Annotated in this window: 20 protein-coding genes; 12 read left to right on the top strand and 8 right to left on the bottom strand. The window is 57.6% G+C overall.

What is annotated here, in order from left to right; genetic code table 11:
* Positions 1-13: 13 nt before the first annotated feature.
* Complete coding sequence (locus ACR0I1_RS06860; protein WP_170397337.1) at positions 14-208, bottom strand: hypothetical protein; 195 nt, start codon at positions 206-208, stop codon at positions 14-16.
* Positions 209-560: 352 nt separating this feature from the next.
* Between ACR0I1_RS06860 and ACR0I1_RS06855 the strand changes: the two genes are divergently transcribed.
* Positions 561-1,427 (top strand): transglycosylase SLT domain-containing protein, encoded by an 867-nt coding sequence (locus tag ACR0I1_RS06855; protein WP_170424291.1) that lies wholly within the window; start codon positions 561-563, stop codon positions 1,425-1,427.
* Between the two features lie 45 nt (positions 1,428-1,472).
* Here the strand turns inward: ACR0I1_RS06855 and ACR0I1_RS06850 are convergent, their stop codons facing one another.
* The 5 genes from ACR0I1_RS06850 to tldD all read right to left on the bottom strand — a co-directional run bounded on the left by ACR0I1_RS06850 (position 1,473) and on the right by tldD (position 8,489).
* Positions 1,473-2,099, bottom strand: a complete 627-nt coding sequence (locus ACR0I1_RS06850) for a 3-oxoacid CoA-transferase subunit B (RefSeq protein ID WP_170397333.1) — start codon at positions 2,097-2,099, stop codon at positions 1,473-1,475.
* Positions 2,099-2,803, bottom strand: coding sequence for a CoA transferase subunit A (locus tag ACR0I1_RS06845; RefSeq protein WP_480705566.1), 705 nt, complete (start codon positions 2,801-2,803; stop codon positions 2,099-2,101). Before ACR0I1_RS06845 ends, ACR0I1_RS06850 begins: the two co-directional genes overlap by 1 nt.
* A gap of 92 nt (positions 2,804-2,895) precedes the next feature.
* The gene (gene topA / locus ACR0I1_RS06840) at positions 2,896-5,520 is read right to left on the bottom strand and encodes a type I DNA topoisomerase (RefSeq protein ID WP_480705564.1); all 2,625 of its coding nucleotides are present in this window, start codon (positions 5,518-5,520) and stop codon (positions 2,896-2,898) included.
* Between the two features lie 169 nt (positions 5,521-5,689).
* A complete protein-coding gene (dprA, locus tag ACR0I1_RS06835; RefSeq protein WP_480705562.1) occupies positions 5,690-6,826 on the bottom strand; it encodes a DNA-processing protein DprA in 1,137 nt (378 codons plus the stop codon).
* A gap of 241 nt (positions 6,827-7,067) precedes the next feature.
* On the bottom strand, positions 7,068-8,489 hold the full coding sequence (tldD, locus tag ACR0I1_RS06830) for a metalloprotease TldD (RefSeq protein ID WP_170564721.1): 1,422 nt from the start codon (positions 8,487-8,489) through the stop codon (positions 7,068-7,070).
* Positions 8,490-8,665: 176 nt separating this feature from the next.
* On the opposite strand from tldD, the gene coxB reads away from it, so the two are divergent.
* The 11 genes from coxB to ACR0I1_RS06775 all read left to right on the top strand — a co-directional run bounded on the left by coxB (position 8,666) and on the right by ACR0I1_RS06775 (position 18,612).
* Positions 8,666-9,577, top strand: coding sequence for a cytochrome c oxidase subunit II (coxB, locus tag ACR0I1_RS06825; protein ID WP_170397324.1), 912 nt, complete (start codon positions 8,666-8,668; stop codon positions 9,575-9,577).
* 74 nt (positions 9,578-9,651) lie between these two features.
* Positions 9,652-10,608, top strand: coding sequence for a heme o synthase (cyoE, locus tag ACR0I1_RS06820; RefSeq protein WP_480705560.1), 957 nt, complete (start codon positions 9,652-9,654; stop codon positions 10,606-10,608).
* On the top strand, positions 10,605-10,766 hold the full coding sequence (locus ACR0I1_RS06815; protein ID WP_170397320.1) for a hypothetical protein: 162 nt from the start codon (positions 10,605-10,607) through the stop codon (positions 10,764-10,766). Before cyoE ends, ACR0I1_RS06815 begins: the two co-directional genes overlap by 4 nt.
* A complete protein-coding gene (locus ACR0I1_RS06810) occupies positions 10,766-11,341 on the top strand; it encodes a cytochrome c oxidase assembly protein (RefSeq protein WP_480705558.1) in 576 nt (191 codons plus the stop codon). The genes ACR0I1_RS06815 and ACR0I1_RS06810 overlap by 1 nt, the downstream gene beginning before the upstream one ends.
* 22 nt (positions 11,342-11,363) lie before the next feature.
* Entirely contained in the window at positions 11,364-12,179 is an 816-nt protein-coding gene (locus tag ACR0I1_RS06805; RefSeq protein WP_170397316.1) for a cytochrome c oxidase subunit 3, read from the top strand.
* A gap of 156 nt (positions 12,180-12,335) precedes the next feature.
* On the top strand, positions 12,336-13,013 hold the full coding sequence (locus ACR0I1_RS06800; RefSeq protein ID WP_480705556.1) for an SURF1 family protein: 678 nt from the start codon (positions 12,336-12,338) through the stop codon (positions 13,011-13,013).
* A complete protein-coding gene (gene thrC, locus ACR0I1_RS06795) occupies positions 13,010-14,398 on the top strand; it encodes a threonine synthase (protein ID WP_480705555.1) in 1,389 nt (462 codons plus the stop codon). The genes ACR0I1_RS06800 and thrC overlap by 4 nt, the downstream gene beginning before the upstream one ends.
* The gene (locus ACR0I1_RS06790; RefSeq protein ID WP_480705553.1) at positions 14,395-15,657 is read left to right on the top strand and encodes a M16 family metallopeptidase; all 1,263 of its coding nucleotides are present in this window, start codon (positions 14,395-14,397) and stop codon (positions 15,655-15,657) included. Before thrC ends, ACR0I1_RS06790 begins: the two co-directional genes overlap by 4 nt.
* On the top strand, positions 15,657-16,241 hold the full coding sequence (locus ACR0I1_RS06785; protein WP_480561164.1) for a GNAT family N-acetyltransferase: 585 nt from the start codon (positions 15,657-15,659) through the stop codon (positions 16,239-16,241). Before ACR0I1_RS06790 ends, ACR0I1_RS06785 begins: the two co-directional genes overlap by 1 nt.
* A 101-nt stretch (positions 16,242-16,342) precedes the next feature.
* Positions 16,343-17,161 (top strand): MBL fold metallo-hydrolase, encoded by an 819-nt coding sequence (locus ACR0I1_RS06780; protein WP_170647537.1) that lies wholly within the window; start codon positions 16,343-16,345, stop codon positions 17,159-17,161.
* Between the two features lie 38 nt (positions 17,162-17,199).
* The gene (locus ACR0I1_RS06775; protein ID WP_223117684.1) at positions 17,200-18,612 is read left to right on the top strand and encodes an FAD-binding oxidoreductase; all 1,413 of its coding nucleotides are present in this window, start codon (positions 17,200-17,202) and stop codon (positions 18,610-18,612) included.
* A gap of 39 nt (positions 18,613-18,651) precedes the next feature.
* On the opposite strand, the gene ACR0I1_RS06770 is transcribed toward ACR0I1_RS06775, so the two are convergent.
* Together ACR0I1_RS06770 and ACR0I1_RS06765 are read right to left on the bottom strand one after the other, a co-directional pair.
* Positions 18,652-19,134 (bottom strand): fasciclin domain-containing protein, encoded by a 483-nt coding sequence (locus ACR0I1_RS06770; RefSeq protein WP_170424274.1) that lies wholly within the window; start codon positions 19,132-19,134, stop codon positions 18,652-18,654.
* 171 nt (positions 19,135-19,305) lie between these two features.
* Positions 19,306-19,845: an adenine phosphoribosyltransferase gene (locus ACR0I1_RS06765; RefSeq protein ID WP_010441681.1), complete on the bottom strand. Its 540-nt coding sequence runs from the start codon at positions 19,843-19,845 to the stop codon at positions 19,306-19,308.
* Positions 19,846-20,143 lie beyond the last annotated feature (298 nt).

Below are 20,143 nucleotides of genomic sequence, written 5' to 3'. Positions count from 1 at the left end.
GACCGATAACAGATTATTCGGTATCCGGAACTGTCACAGTTACCGAACCCAGAGCGTCATCGATGTTGCCTGCCAGGCTGCTGGCACCATTGTGGATCTGGTTGTAAGCAACGGCTGCCAGGCCAACAACAGCTGCGGTCAGAACGACCCAGTCTACAGTTACGGCGCCGTCTTCGTCTTTGCGGAAGTTCTTGATGAACTTGATCATGTTATGTCCCTCCTAAAGGATCAAAAATTAATTAACCTCGGCGTCTTTCAGAGCTTTCTCTCTCAGTCCGCTCCCGATCGTCTCGGTATGGATATATGTTTGACCCCTGTGCGTGGCAGGAATTGGGCCAAACCAATATTTTTTTGCTCAAAGCTTAATTTTTTGTTGGTGAATTTAGTAACTAATTGGAAATAAATAAAAAAAATCACACCTTTTTTGTACTTCCGTTGCGTGGGCGATGCAAAATGGCGGCAATTGAGGCGAAATTGCCCCAATTCGCTTGGTTTTTCTGGTGTTGCGGGCCGTTATGATGTTCAAAATGCTTCAAAAGATAAGAAATCGAGGCAGGCAAATGTATTTCCGGGACGCAGTAATATGCGCCGGTGCAGCGGTGTTTCTGATGGCGGGTGCAATTCCTGTCACTGCAACCGAAACCGAGCCGCGCGGCGTCTATAAGCGCATAAAGGCCCCTAAACCGGGGACACGTCCGCGCGTGACGATTCAGATCACGCCCGAACAACATGCAGCATCACCATCAGCCCCCAGCACTGGCGCCAAGCTGGAAGTGCCTGAGATTGCCGCTATCGCAAAGCCGCCCCCATCGGTTCCTCAGAAGATTGCGGGGGCGACCAAGCCAGTTGGCTCTTATAAAGCATTCTGGAGCCGGGTATCCCCCGATCTGGCGCAGGCCAGCGCAGGTAGGCTGAGAGAGGCCGTTCAAGCGCTTACTGCCACGGGTGTCGCGGCGCCGCGTCTGCAGACCTTGCAAGACATCGCAGAAAAGCGAGGGGTGGATATTCTACGTTCGACCGTAGGGACGAATGTCTCACCCGCACTTGTCCTAGCCGTTATCTCGGTAGAATCTGCGGGCCGCACACAGGCTGTCAGTTCTGCCGGGGCGCAGGGCTTGATGCAATTGATGCCAGCTACCGCCGAACGTTTTGGGGTAGAGGACAGCCTGAAACCTGAACAGAATATCGAAGGTGGGGTCAAATACCTGCATTGGCTCATGAACGAGTTCGACAATGACCCGATTCTCGTACTGGCAGGTTACAATGCCGGCGAAGGGGCCGTGCGCAAGCATAGTGGTGTGCCACCTTATGCCGAGACCAGAGACTACGTGCCCAAGGTTCTGGCCGCGTTTCAGGTCGCGAGTGCTCTTTGTACAACAACACCGCAGTTCGTTTCGGACCCCTGCATTTTTCAGACTTCGAACTAAAAAAGGCCCGCGTCGCAGCGGGCCTTATGAATCATTGGCCTGAGGTCAATCTACGATTGTTGCCTGAGTCGCTCCTCGCATCTCGTCCTCGCTGACGCCATCGGCCAGTTCGACGATCTTCAGGCCACCTTCGACGACATCCAGAACACCCAGATTGGTGATGATGCGATCCACAACGCCCTGGCCAGTCAGAGGCAGCGTGCATTCCTTCAGCACTTTTGAATCACCATGCTTGTTGGTGTGATCCATCACTACAATCACGCGACCAACGCCAGCGACCAGATCCATCGCACCGCCCATACCTTTGACCAGCTTGCCGGGGATCATCCAGTTGGCCAGGTCTCCTTTCTCGTCCACTTCCATCGCACCCAAAATCGCAGCAGCGATCTTACCGCCTCGGATCATGGCGAACGAGGTCGCGCTATCGAAGTAAGAGGTGCGGGACAGTTCGGTAATCGTCTGCTTGCCTGCGTTGATCAGGTCAGCGTCTTCCTCGCCCTCAAACGGGAAAGGCCCCATGCCCAGCATACCGTTTTCGGACTGTAGGGTGATGTCCTTGTCCCCTACATAGTTCGCCACCAGCGTCGGAATACCGATGCCGAGGTTCACATACATGCCGTCTTCCAGCTCTTCTGCCGCACGTGCGGCCATCTGATTGCGATCCCAGGGCATTATGCGTCCTCCTTCTTGCGGGTGGTGCGCTGTTCGATGCGCTTTTCGTGGCTGCCTTGGATAATGCGATGCACATAGATGCCGGGCAGGTGGATGCCATCCGGGTCCAGCGAGCCGCGCGGGACGATTTCTTCAACCTCAGCCACACAAATCTTGCCGCAAGTCGCTGCGGGCACGTTAAAGTTGCGGGCGGTCTTGCGGAACACGAGGTTCCCGGTGTCATCGGCTTTCCACGCCTTTACGATCGCGAGGTCGGCGAAGATGCCTTCCTCCATGATATAGGTCTCGCCGTTGAAGTCCTTGTGCTCTTTGCCTTCAGCGATCACCGTTCCCACGCCCGTCTTGGTGTAAAACCCGGGGATGCCAGCGCCACCGGCCCGCATCCGCTCGGCCAGTGTGCCTTGTGGATTGAATTCCAGCTCCAGTTCTCCACTGAGATACTGGCGCATGAATTCGGCGTTTTCCCCAACGTAAGAGCTGATCATCTTTTTGACCTGCTTGGTTTGCAGCAGGATGCCGATGCCAAAATCATCCACACCTGCGTTGTTTGAGGCAAACGTCAGGTCCTTCGCGCCTGAGGCCTTGATCGCTTCAAGCAGCATTTCCGGGATACCGCACAGCCCAAAGCCGCCCGCAGCGATCAGCATGCCGTCCGATATCACCCCATCGAGCGCCTCATAGGCATTGTCATAGATTTTCTTCATGGAAAACTCCCCCAATGACATGGTGTTGGGCCGATTTGTGCCGCCACGTCACGGGGAAGTCAACGAATCCAAGGGGCAGGTGGTATTTCTACCTAACTTGCTTTCTTGGTGGTCTTCTTGGCAGCAGCTTTCTTCTTGGGGGCTGCCTTTTTCTTTGTGCCTTTCTTGGCCGCGCGTTCATTGACCAGTTCGATGGCCATTACCTGGGTCACATCCTCGGGTTTGATGTCTTTGGGGATCGTCGCGTTGACCTTTTCCCATTTCACATACGGTCCATAGCGCCCGTCCAGTACCTGCATCGCGCCGCCATCGGGATGGTCGCCCAGCTCTTTCAGCGGCTTCGCGGCCGCCCGACGTCCGCGACCTGGATTGGCGCGTTTTTCGGCCAACAGTTCGACGGCGCGGTTCATGCCGATCTCAAACACATCGTTCGGGTCTTTGAGGTTGGCGTAGACAGGCTTTGCCTCGTCGGCCAACTGATGCATTAGATAAGGTCCAAAGCGACCAAAGTTCGAACTGATCATGCCACCTTCGGGGTGCTCGCCGATCTGACGGGGCAAGGACAGAAGCGTCAGAGCTTTCTCCAGATCCATGTCGTCTTTGCTCCAGCCACGGGGCAGGGACGCACGAGGAGGCTTCTTGTTCTCAGGCGTGGGCTCTCCACGCTGGACATATGGCCCAAAGCGACCGGATTTCAGCCAGATCTCATCGCCCGCATCTTCGCCCAGCAAACGCTCGTCACCTTCCGCGCCCTCACCAGCGATCGGACGGGTATAAGTGCACTCAGGATAGTTGCCACAACCGACAAACCCGCCGGTGCGCGAAGTTTTCAGATGTAACTGGCCAACACCGCATTTCGGGCAAATGCGCGGGTCCGAGCCATCTTCACGCGGCGGATACAGCTGCGGTGCCAGCGCTTCGTCCAGCTTGTCCAGCACTTCCGAGATACGCAGCTCCGATGTCTCACCAATCGCGGCAGAGAAATCGCGCCAGAACTTTCCCAGCAGATCCTTATAGTCGCGTTCACCTGCGCTGACGTCGTCAAGCTCTTCTTCCAGATTGGCGGTGAACTCGTAGCCCACATACTGGCGAAAGAAATTCAGCAGGAAGATGGTGACGATCCGGCCCTTTTCTTCGGGGATCAGCCGATTCTTGTCTTTACGTACATATTCACGATCCTGAATCGTGGTGACAATCGAGGCATAGGTCGACGGACGCCCGATCCCCAGCTCTTCCATCCGTTTGACCAGCGTCGCCTCTGTATAGCGCGGCGGCGGTTGGGTGTGATGCTGCAGCGCCAGAACGGATTCGTTCTCGGCCAGAATGGCGGCCTTTTCCGAGTCGGCGGTGGCCTTGGCAAACTGATCACGCAGCGAGGTCTTGGCAAAACGTGCGGGATCGCCCTGCATGATCTGTGGCAAGCGCTTGTCGTCATCGTCGACCACGTCATCGCGGCCTTCTTCGTAAACGCGCATGAAGCCATCGAACAGCACCACCTGACCGGTGGCGCGCAGGCCAACCTGACCGTCCGCGCTGGTAATCTCGACAGTCGTGCGTTCAAGCCGTGCGGCAGCCATCTGGCAGGCAATGGTGCGTTTCCAGATCAGATCATAAAGCTTGCGCTGATCCTCATCGGTCACCTTCAGCGCCTTGGCATCGCGCGACATATCTGTCGGGCGAATACACTCGTGTGCTTCCTGAGCGTTCTTGGCCTTGTTTTTGTACATGCGCGGGCTGTCTGGCACGTATTCCGCACCATAACGGTCGGCGATTGCATCGCGCGCTGCCGCCACGGCCTCGGGGGCCATGTCGATACCGTCGGTTCGCATGTAGGTAATGTATCCGGCCTCATACAGCCGCTGGGCCACCTGCATCGCATGGCGTGCACCCATGCCGAACTTGCGGCTGGCTTCTTGCTGCAAGGTCGACGTCATGAACGGGGCAGAGGGGTTGCGCGCGGCAGGCTTGGCCTCGACCGATGTCACGCTCAGATCACGGCTGGTGATCGCCTGAACCGCCAGTTCGGCTTGCGTTGCATTCGCTAGATCGTGCTTGTCCAGTTTCTTGCCTGCCAGGGTGACTAGACGCGCCTCGTAGGTTTGTCCCCTAGGCGTCTCGAACACAGCTTTGACCGACCAGTATTCGACCGGCTTGAAGGCTTCGATCTCCATCTCGCGTTCGACGATGAGGCGCAGGCAGACCGATTGCACGCGCCCCGCTGAACGGGCACCCGGCAGTTTGCGCCACAGAACGGGCGACAGGTTGAACCCTACCAGATAGTCCAGCGCGCGGCGGGCCAGATAGGCCTCGACCAGCGGCATATCGACCTCACGCGGGTTCTGCATCGCCTCGGTCACGGCGTCCTTGGTGATCGCGTTGAACGTCACGCGGCTGACTGGCGTGTCCTTCTTGATCGAACGCCGCTTGGTCAGCGCTTCTTGGAGGTGCCAGCTGATTGCCTCGCCTTCTCGATCAGGGTCGGTCGCGAGGATCAGTGCGTTGTCTTCTTTCAGAGCGTCGGCGATCGCCTTGACATGCTTACGGCTGTCATTGCCGACCTCCCATTTCATTGAAAATTCATGCTCGGGATCGACCGACCCATCCTTCGGCGGCAGGTCCCGCACATGGCCATATGAGGCCAAAACGGTGTAGTCGGGGCCAAGATATTTATTGATCGTTTTTGCTTTGGCCGGAGATTCTACAACAACTACGGGCATTTAAGAGGAATCCTCGCTCGACGGATTTTGCGCTTTGTATGACCGTGCAAAATGTGTGGGGCAAGATCGAATTGTCAATGCGTTCGTTTTCACTACTAAAAATACTCTGAATTCAAGCCGGTTCTGGCCGCACCGCTCGCGGAATCAGGTGTCGAATCCATTCGGTAACTTAGGCGCAAAGTGACAGCAGGCCGCCTGGTTGCCGCTGAATCTTGCCCTCAAGCTCCAGATCGACCAACACAGGGCCGACTTCGCCCGCAGATGCAGCGATGTCCCGGATCAACTGGTCTTCCGCGATCGGAGATGGGCCAAGTCGAGTCAGAATCGCCTCGTGCAAGGCTTGGGGCGTGATTTCGGCTGTGTCTGCCTCGGGTCCAAGGGGTAGGATTTGTTGGGCGGAGGATTGTAGCTGTTGCTTGGGCAAAGCATCAATCACGTCTTCTGCATTGCGGACGAGTATAGCCCCGTCTCGGATCAGCAGATTGCATCCTGCCGCGCGGGCGTCAAAGGGATGGCCGGGCACGGCCAGAACCTCGCGCCCTTGGTCCAGGGCGTCCCGCGCGGTGATCAAGCTGCCGGATTTCGCCGCGGCCTCGACAACGACCACTGCCTGCGCCAGACCCGAGATAATGCGATTGCGGCGCGGAAAATGTCGTGCCTGAGGTGTTGTGCCCAACGGTTGTTCAGACAGGCGAAGACCGGTTTCTGCGATATCTCGCGCAAGATCGGCATTTTCGGCCGGATAAATCACATCTACCCCACCTGCTAACACTGCCACAGTACCGGTCGCCAACGTGGCGAGGTGCGCCGAGGTGTCAATGCCGCGGGCAAGCCCCGAGACCACGACATAGTCTTGCTTACCCAGATCCGTCGCCAACGCCCGCGCCATGCGCGCGCCCAGCGAAGAACAGTTCCGTGCCCCGACCATGGCAATTGCCCGGCGTTTCAAGATCGACGGATCGCCGATTGCCCAAAGCATCGGGGGCGCATCCGAAAGGTCACATAACGCGTAAGGGTAATCGGCGGCCCCAAGGCACAAAAGCCGCGCTTTGGCGACCTTTGCGGCCTTGAGCTCCGCCTCAATTACGCCGGGCGGGCAGATTTCATAATCCTCGATCCCGGCAGCGCGCGCCATTTCCGGCAACGCGGCCAGCGCGTTCTGCGCCGAGCCATGTTCGCGCAATAAGCGCCGGAATGTTGCCGGCCCTACTTTGCGTGAGCGCAACAGACGGAGCCAGGAAAACCGGTCCTCTTCCGTGGTGGGTGGGAGTGGGGGGTGATTGGAAGAAAGCTGCTCTTCGGTCATCCGATGCTCCGCCTGATTGCAAAACTGGTTTACGGTGCAGCGGGTTAACAGCCTGTGAATCTTAGAAAATTAGATCGGTATTTTTCGAATCCATCCCTCGGAGAGATGATTATCTCATTGAAAGAAAAAGAGAAAATTCGTGCGAATTTTCTTGGCACACATAGTCCATGGTTGAGTTTTTGATTTGACGCGAAGGGTAGTGTGTTAACCCTTCGCGCCTTGATTCTTCTTTTGAGCCGACTCAGGTGGCAGAGCCGCCCACAGTCAGCCCATCCATCAAAACGGTAGGTTGGCCGACACCGACCGGCACCCATTGCCCATCCTTGCCACATGTGCCCATGCCGGGATCCAGCGCCATGTCATTGCCCAGTCCCCGAATGCGTTTTAGCGCCGAGGGGCCGTCGCCAATCAGCGTCGCGCCTTTGACCGGAGCGCCGATCTTGCCGTTCTCGACACGATATGCCTCGGTGCAGGAGAACACGAACTTGCCGTTGGTGATGTCGACCTGGCCACCGCCGAAGCCCACAGCCCAGATGCCGTCTTTGATATCTGCCACCAACGAGGCCGGATCGGCATCGCCACCCAACATGATCGTATTGGTCATGCGCGGCATCGGTTTATGGGCATAGCTTTGACGCCGGCCGTTCCCGGTTGGAGCAACGCCCATCAGGCGTGCGTTCTGGCGGTCCTGCATATATCCGGTGAGGATTCCATCCTCGATCAGAACTGTACGCGAACTGGGTGTACCCTCGTCATCCACTGATATCGAACCGCGTCGGTCTGCAATCGTCCCATCATCCACGACTGTTACACCTTTCGAAGCGATCTGCTGCCCCATCAGCCCGGCAAAAGCGGAACTGCCCTTGCGGTTGAAATCACCTTCAAGCCCGTGGCCGATGGCCTCGTGCAACAGAATACCGGGCCAACCGGGGCCCAACGCGACTTCCATTACGCCGGCAGGGGCAGGGACGGCATCCAGATTGACCATAGCGATCCGCAGAGCCTCACGCGCCTTATCTTGCCAGTCTGAGGGATCGATCAAGCCATCCAGCCCCACGCGACCGCCACCTCCGGCAGAACCGCTTTCGCGTCTGCCGTTCTGTTCTACTATAACCGAGATGTTCAGGCGGGTCATCGGGCGTATATCGCGCACCTGCACACCATCGGGGCGAAGAATCTCGACCTCCTGCACTGCAGCGGCAATCGTGGCGCTGACTTGCACAACCCGGGAATCCAGACCACGGGTAAAAGCGTCTATCTCGCGCAGTGTCTCGATTTTGACCGGGAAGGCGGCGGATTCGATCGGGTCTTCATCGGTATATAACCTGGTATTGGTGGCACGTGGTGGCCCGGCCAGCGTCCCACCACCATCGCCGACCGCCAACCGCGCGGTTTCGGCTGCACGCTTCAGAGAGGGAATCGAAACATCCGTTGAATGCGCGTATCCAGCCACTTCACCCTGCACCGCGCGAAGACCGAATCCCTCGGAAGCGTCGTAAGAGGCCGTGCGCAATCGGCCGTCATCAAACACCAAAGATTCGGATTTGCGCCGTTCTACGAACAGTTCCCCATCCTCGGCGCCATCAGTTGCAGCCTTCAGTACAGCAAGCGCTTCATCCTTGGGAAGAACGCTTTCAAACGGGCGAAACGGGGCCTGAGTCATCAGTTGTGACCTTTCGGGTTTGATCCAGATCAAAAATAGCGTCTGTTTGACGCAAGCATTTTGCTTTATCTACCCGACGGAATATGGTTTTTAACGCGGCCAAAGACAACGGGAGAGGTGCGACCGATTCACACCTTTTCGCGAGAGACGCAAAGATCAAACGATCAGGACAGAAAATGAAGAATGCTTTGATGCTTTCCGGGCTTGCTACGGCCCTCTCCAGCCTTCCCGCCATGGCTCAGGAGCTTGAGATTATTGGCAAGCCGGTTGACGGCGGCATGGGGTTCCAGCCTGCTGCCACCAGCCTTGCCGAAGGGATTCAGTCGCTGGACAACATGATTCTGGTGATCATCACCGCGATCTGTGTGTTTGTTGCGGGTCTGCTGGTTTACTGCATCGTACGCTACAACCAGCGCGTAAACCCGAACCCGGCTCGGTTCTCGCATTACACTCCGGTTGAGATTGCCTGGACTTTGGGCCCGATCCTGATTCTGGTCTTCATCGGGGCTTTCTCGCTGCCGGTTCTTTTCAAGCAACAAGAGATTCCCGAAGGCGACATCACCATCAAAGTCGTGGGGAACCAGTGGTACTGGACCTACGAATATGTCGATCATGACTTTGCCTTCGACAGCTATCTCCTGGGCCACCCGGCCACCCTCGACGAGGGCGCGCGCCCGGCTGATGCCGACGTAACACCGTTTGTTCTGGACGATGCGATGCGGGCGAAGCTGGCCGATGCAGGCTATGGCGAAGACGAATGGCTTCTCGCCACCGATACCGCCGTCGTTGTTCCGGTTGGCAAGATTGTCGTGATGCAGGTTACCGCATCGGACGTGATCCATTCCTGGACCATTCCTTCGTTCGGCGTGAAGCAGGACGGCGTTCCTGGTCGTCTGGCCGAACTGTGGTTCGAAGCAGACAAGGAAGGCGTCTATTTCGGACAGTGCTCTGAGCTGTGCGGTAAAGACCATGCCTATATGCCAATCACTGTCAAAGTGGTCAGCGAAGAGGCATATGAACAGTGGCTGCAGGGCGCGCTTGAAGAATATGCAGGTCAGCCTGCTTCCTACCAAGTGGCCTCGAACTAAGCCCTTTGCGGCCTAGGTAAACACATGCGGGCTGCGCGGAAATCGCGCAGCTTTTGCCCCGAAAAGGACCGGATATGAGCGACGCAAGCTTCAATGCCAGCACCGTCTCTGCGCAGACCGGCGCGGACGAGGCCAGCTTTGGTGATTATTTCGCCCTGCTGAAGCCGCGCGTGATGTCGCTGGTCGTATTCACGGCTTTGGTCGGACTACTTGCGGCTCCTGTTCCGATACATCCGTTTGTTGGCTTCTGCGCCATCCTGTTCATCGCTATTGGTGGCGGTGCATCCGGCGCGCTGAACATGTGGTGGGACGCGGATATCGACCGCGTGATGAAGCGCACCAAAGGCCGTCCAATCCCCTCTGGCAAAGTTGAAGAAGGCGAGGCATTGGCGCTGGGTCTGGCTCTGTCTGGCCTGTCCGTGATTATGCTGGGTTTGGCAACCAACTGGTTTGCAGGGGCGTTTCTGGCCTTCACTATTTTCTTCTATGTTGTCGTCTACACGATGTGGCTGAAACGCTCGACGCCTCAGAACATCGTCATTGGTGGTGCCGCGGGGGCGTTCCCGCCGGTCATCGGATGGGTCGCGGCCACTGGCTCGATGACGCTCGAACCGTGGTTGATGTTTGCCCTGACATTCATGTGGACACCTCCGCATTTCTGGGCGTTGGCCTTGTTCATGCGCTCGGACTATGACGATGCCGGGGTGCCGATGTTGACCGTCACCCATGGTCGACGCGCGACGCGCTGGCATATTCTGGTTTATACCGCGTTGCTGGCGTTGCTGGCGGTGGGGACTGCGTTCTCGGATATCGGAGGCCCGATTTATCTAGTTGTTGCGCTGGTTCTGAATGGCTTGTTTCTGCGGGGGGCCTGGCAGATTTCTCGTCGAAACGAAGACGATTCGGAGGCCGACAACTTCAAGGTCGAACGCAGTTTCTTCAAACTGTCGCTGCTGTACCTGTTTCTGCATTTCGGCGCGATTCTCGTCGAGGCCCTGTTGAAACCTTACGGATTAGGAGGCTGGTCATGAGCCTGCGCAAAACTCACGAACTTCACCAAAGACGGTTCAGCCGCAATCTGGGCGTCGGCCTGACACTGGCCGCGTTCATCGTGATCATCTTCGGCCTGACAGTCGTCAAGGTCTCGAACACAGATTTTAGTCTGGCGACGCAGCAGGTGCAGAACTGATGAAGTTGACGGGGCCACAGAAAACGGTCGCGCAACTGGTCGGCGTCGTCGTCCTTATGGGCGGTTTGGCATGGGCAGCGGTGCCGTTTTATAATTGGTTCTGCCGGGTCACGGGGTATGGAGGGACCACGGGGGTTGCCGAGAAAGCCCCTGATGACATTCTCGACCAAGTTGTGACGGTCCGATTTGATGCCTCCAAGGCCAAGGGTATGCCGTGGGAATTCAAGCCCGCCGAACGCGAGATGAAAATACGTATCGGTGAGACAGGTCTGGCGTTCTACGAAGCGTACAATCCAACCGACAAGCCCGTCGCAGGGCAGGCGTCCTACAACGTGGCGCCCTATTCCGCCGGGGGGTATTTTCAGAAAATCGCCTGTTTCTGCTTCGATGAACAGGTGTTGGAGCCGGGTGAGCGAGTCGAGATGCCCGTTACGTTCTTCGTCGATCCCGAACTGATCGAAGATCCCGAAGCAAAATATGTGCATACGATCACGCTGTCGTATACATTCTATGAGATTGATCTGCCCGAGGGCTATGCCGCCCTTGATGTGCAGGCTGAAACAAACAAGAACTAACGCCTGTAGGTGAGGGACGCTGATGGCACACGCAAAAGACCATGATTACCACATTCTGAACCCGTCAATCTGGCCACTGATCGGCGCGGTAAGCGGATTTGTGATGCTGTTCGGGGCCGTTCTTTGGATGCACGGGATCACCCCGTGGATCTTCTGGATGGGGCTGGTCGGGGTTCTTTATACCATGTTTGCATGGTGGTCCGAAGTCGTGGTTGAAAGCCGTCAGGGCGATCATACGCCGGTCGTGCGTATCGGCCTGCGCTATGGCTTTATCCTGTTCGTGATGTCCGAGGTGATGTTCTTCTTCGCCTGGTTCTGGTCGTTCTTCAAACATCGCATGTATCCGATGTACGACTATGCCGGTACTGAATACATCCAGCCGGATATCCACGCCGTTGATCCGTTCCACCTGCCACTGATCAACACTTTGGTCCTGTTGCTGTCAGGTTGTGCGATTACTTGGGCCCACCACGCGCTTGTTCATGACAATGACCGCAAGGCGCTGATCAATGGTCTGGCCATTGGTATCGTTCTGGGCATCGCCTTTACTGCGCTTCAGGCGTTTGAATACTATGAGTTATTGGCCCATGAGGGTTGGGAGTTCGGTGGCGATCAGTTCTATTCGAACTTCTTCATGGCAACCGGTTTCCACGGCGCGCATGTGATTATCGGCACCATCTTCCTGTCGGTCTGTCTGATCCGCGCCCTGAAGGGGGACTTTACGCCCGAGAAACACGTCGGTTTCGAGGCTGCCGCTTGGTACTGGCACTTCGTTGACGTCGTCTGGCTGTTCCTGTTTTTCGCCGTCTACATTTGGGGTCAGGCCCCGCTGATGTAACGCCACGCAGGTGATCCAATTGCAAAAGCCGCCCCACGGGGCGGCTTTTTCTCAATCAGGGGCGCAAGATTGCGCCCCATACAATTACATGGTTGCACTTCGGTTCACGTGCCCCTTAACAAGGCGCCGGTTCCCGCAACAAGGTCTGATCCCAATATGCGTCGCATTCTGTTTCTGCTGATCTTCGGCTTTGCCGGTCTGGGCCTGCTGCTGTCGCTGGGCATTTGGCAACTGCAGCGGCTGACCTGGAAACAGGAGGTGCTGGCCGAGATCGAAAGCCGCATCGCTGCCGATCCTGTCGCCTTGCCAGTGCAGGTGTCCGAAGATGCGGACAAATACCTGCCGGTGACGGTCACAGGCGAGATCGAACCGGGCGAGATCCACGTTTTGGTTTCGGTCAAGCAGGTGGGGCCGGGGTATCGGATCATCCAGTCCTTTACCACCGACGACCGGACTATTCTGGTGGATCGCGGCTTTGTGCCGACCACAGCCAAGCAGGCTGTTCGCCTGACTGGCCCGATGGAAATCACCGGCAACCTGCACTGGCCCGATGAAGTTGATGGCTACACGCCTGACGCAGATATTGACGGCAACATCTGGTTCGCCCGTGATGTGCCCAGTCTGGCCGCCGCGCTGGGGGCTGAGCCGGTGTTGCTGATTGCCCGCTCGGAAACCGATCCGAATGTAACGCCAATGCCGGTGGATACGGCGGGCATCCCCAACGATCATTTGCAATATGCAATCATCTGGTTTGGTCTTGCTCTGGTCTGGGCCGCAATGACCGGATACTTCCTGTGGCGCAGCCGTGCCAATTCCGAAAGTGACGCGACATGAAATACATCTCGACCCGCGGGCAGGCGCCCGAACTGACCTTTGAAGAGGCGATGCTGACCGGACTGGCCCGTGATGGTGGTCTGTACTTGCCCGCTGAAATTCCGGTGATGTCGCAGGACGAAATTGCTGCGTTGGCTGGCTTGTCCTACGAAGAAATCGCATTCCGCGTGATGTGGCCCTATGTGAGTGGCTCGTTCTCCGATGATGAGTTCAAAGATATCATAGCGCGCGCTTATGAGGGCTTCGGCCATGACGCCCGCGCGCCGTTGAAGCAGCTGAACGAGAACCATTTTCTGCTGGAGCTGTTTCACGGACCCACGCTGGCCTTCAAAGATTTTGCCATGCAGCTAATCGGCCAGCTGTTCCAGGTCGCGCTCAAACGGCGGGAAGATCGCGTTACCATTGTCGGCGCGACGAGCGGTGACACCGGTTCAGCCGCCATCGAAGCGTTCCGTGGGCTGGATGCGGTGGATGTGTTCATCCTGTTCCCACATGGCCGTGTTTCAGAAGTGCAGCGCCGTCAGATGACTACGCCTGCAGACAGTAATGTGCACGCTTTGGCGGTAGACGGCGATTTCGATGACTGTCAGGCAGCGCTCAAAGACATGTTCAACGACTTTGATTTCCGCGACGGTGTGAAACTTGCAGGCGTCAATTCGATCAACTTCGCCCGCGTGTTGGCACAGATCGTTTACTATTTCTCCGCCGCCGTCAGCCTCGGCGCGCCGCATCGCAAGGTCAGCTTTACCGTGCCGACCGGCAATTTCGGCGATATCTTTGCAGGCTACTTGGCCAAGCGTATGGGCCTGCCCATCGATCGTCTTGTCGTGGCGACCAACCAGAACGACATTCTGCATCGCTGTCTCTCGGGTGAAGGCTATTTCAAGGGCGATACGATCCCCTCGATCAGCCCGTCGATGGATATTCAGGTCAGCTCGAACTTTGAACGCGCGCTGTATTATGCCTATGGCGAGGATGGTGGTGCCGTTGCTCAGTTGATGGATGAACTGAAGAACGGTGGCTTCAACGTCAGCCAGGGCGCGATGGAAGCGCTGCGCGAAAACTTCGACTCGGATCGCGTGTCCGAGGATGAGACGCTTGAGACGATCAAACACACGCTGGCTCACAGTGCGGAACTGGTCTGCCCGCACACCGCCGTTGGGATCAAGGTCGCCGAAGAACATCGCTCCGCAGACGTTCCGATGATCACTCTGGCCACCGCGCACCCCGCGAAATTCCCGGCGGCGGTCGAGAAGGCAAGCGGCGAACATCCGCCTCTTCCATCCCGCATGTCTGATCTGTATGAACGTCCGGAACGGGTGACACGGATTGCCAACGATCTGGGCACCCTTGAGGATCATATCAGAAGGCATATCGCTGAGTGACAGTCAGACAGGACCAACTGAAGAACGGTTTTCGTATCGTCAGTGAACATATGCCGGGGCTGCAATCTGCGGCCATCGGCATCTGGGTAACCGCCGGTGGGCGGCATGAACGGATCGAGCAGAATGGCATCGCCCATTTTCTTGAGCATATGGCGTTCAAGGGAACCGAGCGTCGTTCCGCGCTGCAAATCGCCGAGGCGATCGAGGATGTGGGCGGCTATATCAACGCCTATACCTCACGCGAGGTGACGGCCTATTATGCGCGCGTTCTGAAGGACGACGTGGCGCTGGCGATGGACGTGATCGGCGACATCGTTCTGAACCCGGTTTTTGATCCGCGCGAGATTGAGGTCGAGCGTGGCGTGATCCTGCAAGAGATCGGTCAGGCTTATGATACGCCCGACGATGTGATCTTTGATTGGCTTCAAGAGCAGAGCTATCACGACCAGCCTCTGGGCCGGACCATTCTGGGGCCGACCGAGCGCGTCAGTGCGTTTTCCCGCGAGGACTTGTCTGGTTTCGTGGCCGAACACTACGGGCCGGAACAGATGATCCTGTCTGCAGCTGGAGCTGTGGACCACGATGCGCTGATGAAACTGGCCGAAGAGATGTTCGGCCACCTGCAGCCGCGCAAGGGTCTGATCCCCGACGCTGCGCGGTTCACTGGTGGTGAGGCGCGGCAGGAGAAAGAACTGGAGCAGGCGCATTTCGCGCTGGCGCTGGAAAGTCCGGGCTATCGCGATGATGCGATCTATACGGCCCAGATTTACTCGACCGCTCTGGGTGGAGGCATGTCCTCGCGCCTGTTTCAGGAAGTGCGCGAAACTCGCGGGCTTTGTTATACGATCTTTGCTCAGACCGGTGCTTATGCGGATACCGGTACGACAACGATTTACGCAGGCACCTCGGCCGATCAGGTGGGCGAATTGGCGACGATTACCATCGACGAGATGAAGCGCGCTGCCGAAGACATGAGCGCAGAAGAGGTTGCCCGCGCGCGGGCCCAGATGAAGGCCGGGATGCTGATGGGGCTGGAAAGCCCGTCGAACCGGGCCGAACGTCTGGCGCGGCTGGTGCAGATCTGGGGACGTGTGCCCTCGCTTGAGGACACCGTGGCCAAGATCGATGCGGTCAGCACTGAGGACGTGCGTGCCTTTGCCGAAGACATGGCAGTCAAAGCCCCTGCAGCGCTGGCGCTGTATGGGCCGGTCTCGGGCGCACCGACGCTGGTGGATCTGCAGGAGAGGCGTGCGGCGTGATGCTGTTAGGCAGACGCAAGCTGAAACTCGAAACCGAGCGCTTGACGCTGCGCCCGCCCATGCATTCCGACTTCAACGACTGGACCGCCTTGCGGCGTGCTTCAAAGGACTATCTGGTGCCGTGGGAGCCGGTTTGGGCCAAGGACCATCTGAGCCGAAAGTCGTTTACCAACCGGGTCTATTGGGCCCAGCGCTCAGTCGCGGGTGGTACGGCGATACCTCTGTTCCTGTTTCGTCGCACAGACAATATTCTGCTGGGGGCGATCACGTTGGACAATGTTCGCCGTGGTCCGGCGCAGGCTGGCACCTTAGGCTATTGGACCGGGCAGGCCTTTGCGCGTCAGGGGTTCATGCGCGAAGCAATTGGCGCCGTTGTTCATCACGCCTTCACCCGTCTGGATTTAAGCCGGATCGAGGCCGCGTGTTTGCCTGAGAACAAGGCCTCTCGCGGTCTGCTGGAAAGCTCAGGCTTCAAATACGAAGGCGTGGCGCAGTCTTATCTGCAGATCAATGGGCGCTGGCGAACACATGTTCTGTATGCCAGCTTAAGGTCCGATCGTCGGGGCAAGACTGAGGCAGGCTAGAGGGCACTGCCGCCAGGCATGGCAAGCCTCCTGTCCTGGAGATATCCGTGGCCAGATCAACAAGGGCATGACTTGTTGGCCCATTGCGCTACACTTGCCCTATGTGGCGGTTTGTTGCGGGACTGATGATGATTGCAGGCGGGGCTGTGGCGCAGGAGCGGCGGCCTAGTCACTGCATCGCCATCGCAGATGCGGCACCGGGGATTGAATATCTTCACAAAGCGGCGTGGCAGGATCCCGTGCCCGAGTTTTCGGTTCGTATCAGCTATGTCGCGCATGCATCGTTTCTGATCCAGACACAGGGCGGGCTGAACGCGGTGACCGATTTCACCGGTTTTATCGGCGGCGCTGCGCTAATTCCTGACGTGGTCACAATGAACCATGCGCACAGCACCCACTGGACTGCCCATCCCGATCCGGCCATCCCGTATGTCTTGCCGGGTTGGGGAGAGTTCGGCGAAGGCATCGAGCACCATCTTGATCTGGGTGAGATGCTGATTCGCAATGTGTCGACCGATATCCGTTCGGCCTATGGCGGTATTGAAGATCGCGGAAACTCGATCTTTGTGTTCGAGGTCGAAGGGTTGTGCATCGGCCATCTGGGGCATCTGCATCACATTCCGTCGGATGAACAATTCGCTGCACTGGGTCGGCTGGATGTGGTCATGGCGGCGGTGGACGGAGGCACCACGATGCCCTTGCCCGAGATGGTTCAGGTTCTGAAACGCCTCAAAAGCTCGGTCATTATCCCGATGCATTGGTTCTCGGACTTTTCGCTTGAGCGGTTTTTGGTGGATATTCGGGATGAATTCCCGGTTGAACGGGATGGGGTGTCCGAGATTGTCGTCTCGTTGCGCACGTTGCCCGACAGGCCGACGGTTGTGGTGCTGGAGCCTCAGTACCTGATAGAGCTGGAATAGGGCTTGTCGCGGCCCGTGGCCTTTGGCAGGGAAGAGCCATGAAACTGAACCCTGCAGACAGCCGCCTTGCCGAAGCAATCAGAGCCCGATTGGGTGCTGACGTTTTGCGCCCGATTGCAGATCGTTACCTTGAAGAGCCGCGTCAGCGGTTTGTCGGGCAGCCCGGTTTGCTTGCCTTGCCGCGCACCGTGGAAGATGTGTCGGCTCTGGTGCAATTGGCCGCAGACGCTCGGGTGCCTGTTGTCCCTTATGGCGGCGGCACCGGTCTGGTAGGAGGGCAGGTTGTTCCGGATGGTCCTGTCCCTTTGATCGTTTCCCTGGAACGGATGACGGCGATACGGGCGACTTACCCCACCGAGAACATACTTGTGGCCGAGGCCGGTGCCATTCTGGCCGACGTCCAGACTGCCGCTGAAGACGCGGACCGTCTATTTCCCCTGTCGCTGGCTGCGCAGGGTTCTTGCCGGATTGGCGGCAATCTGGCCACTAATGCGGGTGGCGTGAATGTGCTGCGCTATGGCAATGCACGCGATCTGTGCCTGGGGCTTGAAGTGGTATTGCCCAGTGGTGAGATATGGCACGGGCTTAGCCGGTTGCGTAAGGACAACACCGGTTATGACCTGCGTAACCTGATGATCGGGTCCGAAGGGACACTTGGCATCATTACGGCGGCGGCGTTGAAGCTGTTCCCGCGACCCAAGGGCGTTGGAACCGCAATGTTTCAGGTCTCCTCACCCGAGGCTGCCATTGATCTGTTGTCAGTGGCGCGGGATCAAGTGGGGGAAGCGGTCAGTACGTTTGAGTTGATCCATGGGCAGGGCCTCGAATTCCTGACCGAGGTTTTGCCCGACGTGCGGCAACCCTTTGCGGCAACACCTGAATGGAGTGTGTTGATCGAGCTGGGCCTGTCTGTCGGCCAAGACCCTTCGGACATGCTTGAGGCGATTTATGTCGCCGCTGATGAGCGCGATCTGGTCCGCGATGCGGTTATCGCGCAGAGCGAAGCACAGCGGTCCGAACTCTGGGCCGTGCGCGAGCGCATCCCCGAGGCCAACCGGCTGATCGGATCAGTTTCCAGCCATGATATCTCGGTCCCGATTTCCCGCATTCCAGAGTTCATTCGGCGCGGCGCGGATGTGGTGGCCGGGCAGGGGCCGTTTCGCGTGAACTGCTTTGGACATCTGGGCGACGGTAATCTGCATTATAACGTGTTTCCACCCGCCGGGCAGGACAAGTCAGAGTTTGTTGCGCAGCGGGGCGCGGTCAAACGCGCGGTACATGATCTGGTTCATGAATTTGGTGGATCGGTCAGTGCCGAACACGGTGTCGGTCGGCTCAAGACAGATGATCTGGAACGCTATGGCGATCCGGTCAAGATGCAGGCCATGAGGGCGATCAAAGCAGCGCTTGATCCTCAAGGGATTATGAACCCCGGGGCGGTTCTGGCCTAATAGACGCGCCCCGGACGTATACCGGGGCGCTGCGGTTCTTTACGAAGCGGGCAGAATGACCTTGTCGATCACATGGATCACGCCGTTCTCGGCTTCGATATCGGCTTGCACAACGTTGGCATCATTCACCATGACGCCATTGTCGAGATCGATGGTGATATCTCCGCCCTGCACGGTGGCGGCGGTCATGTCATCGGACAGATCACCCGACATCACTTTGCCCGGGACAACGTGATAGGTCAGCACTGCGACCAACTGGTCCTTGTTTTCGGGCTTCAGCAGATTTTCGACCGTGCCCTCGGGCAGCGCTGCAAAAGCCTCATCCGTTGGGGCGAAAACGGTGAACGGCCCTTCGCCTTTCAGCGTTTCAACCAGTTCGGCGGCCTGAACGGCAGCGACGAGCGTTTCAAAACTGCCCGCGCCCACCGCAGTATCGACGATATCCTTGGCGTGCCCATCTGCCAAAGCAGAGGTGGTCAACAGAAGACTGGCAACTCCAGCAACAGCGAATTTGCGCAACATGACATGATTTCCCTTGTTGAGAATGCCCTAGGTGGCATCATTCGGGGTACGCAGTCAGGTCGCGACAAGATCACAGAATCCAGAGGCAACTGTTTCTTGAATGTGACCCCAATCGCGCTAAGCCTGCGGCGCACGCGATTTCCAGTCACGAGTTTGTGAAGTTTGTGGAGATCAGAGCCCTTCGAACTCGCAAAGAACGTGCACGTCCATGCCCAAATCTTCCAGCGCTTTGCGACCACCCAATTCGGGCAGATCGATGATGAACGCGCATGAGATGATCTCGCCGCCCAGCCGTTCGATCAGCTTGATCCCCGCGGCGGCGGTGCCTCCGGTAGCCAGAAGATCATCAACGACCAGGATCTTCTCACCCGGCTGGATGGCGTCATCGTGAATTTCGACGATCGCCTCGCCATATTCCAGCTTGTAGTCCTGGCTGATCGTGGTGCCGGGCAGTTTGCCCTTTTTGCGGATCGGCACGAATCCAACGCTCAGCTGGTGGGCAATCGCACCGCCCAGAATAAAGCCGCGCGCCTCAAGGCCTACAACCTTGTCGATTCGCTCACCGGCGTAAGGGTGCAACATCTGGTCGATTGCCATGCGGAACCCGCGCGGGTCGGCAAACAGGGTGGTGACATCGCGGAACATGATCCCTTCATGCGGGAAATCGACGATGGTCCGAATGTAATCCTTGACCGTTTTGTTTCTGGACATGGGCCACCCCTTTGGCATCAAACACGCGCGGGGTATTTCGCCCATAAGGTGCGGTCATGCAAGAGAACTCTGGCCCCTGCGGCTACTTGCTGCGGCCGCGCATGTCGTTAGGCAGGCCGTAGTAGCGATACAGCGCGTTCGGAAGCCAGGCTAGGTGCGGCTTGCGCCAGTTGCGTTGATCCCGAAGAAGAATGGCTTGCGCGACATGAAGGTTCATTGCTTTAATCTCACTTTTGCTGTTATGTGCGCGATATCTACATTTTATATTCTATGTATATACAATGCATCGCACTTAGAA

The organism is Ruegeria sp. B11, from assembly GCF_056539785.1.
Note: the sequence above shows the minus strand (reverse complement) of the source record. Positions and strands in the feature narration are given on the sequence as shown.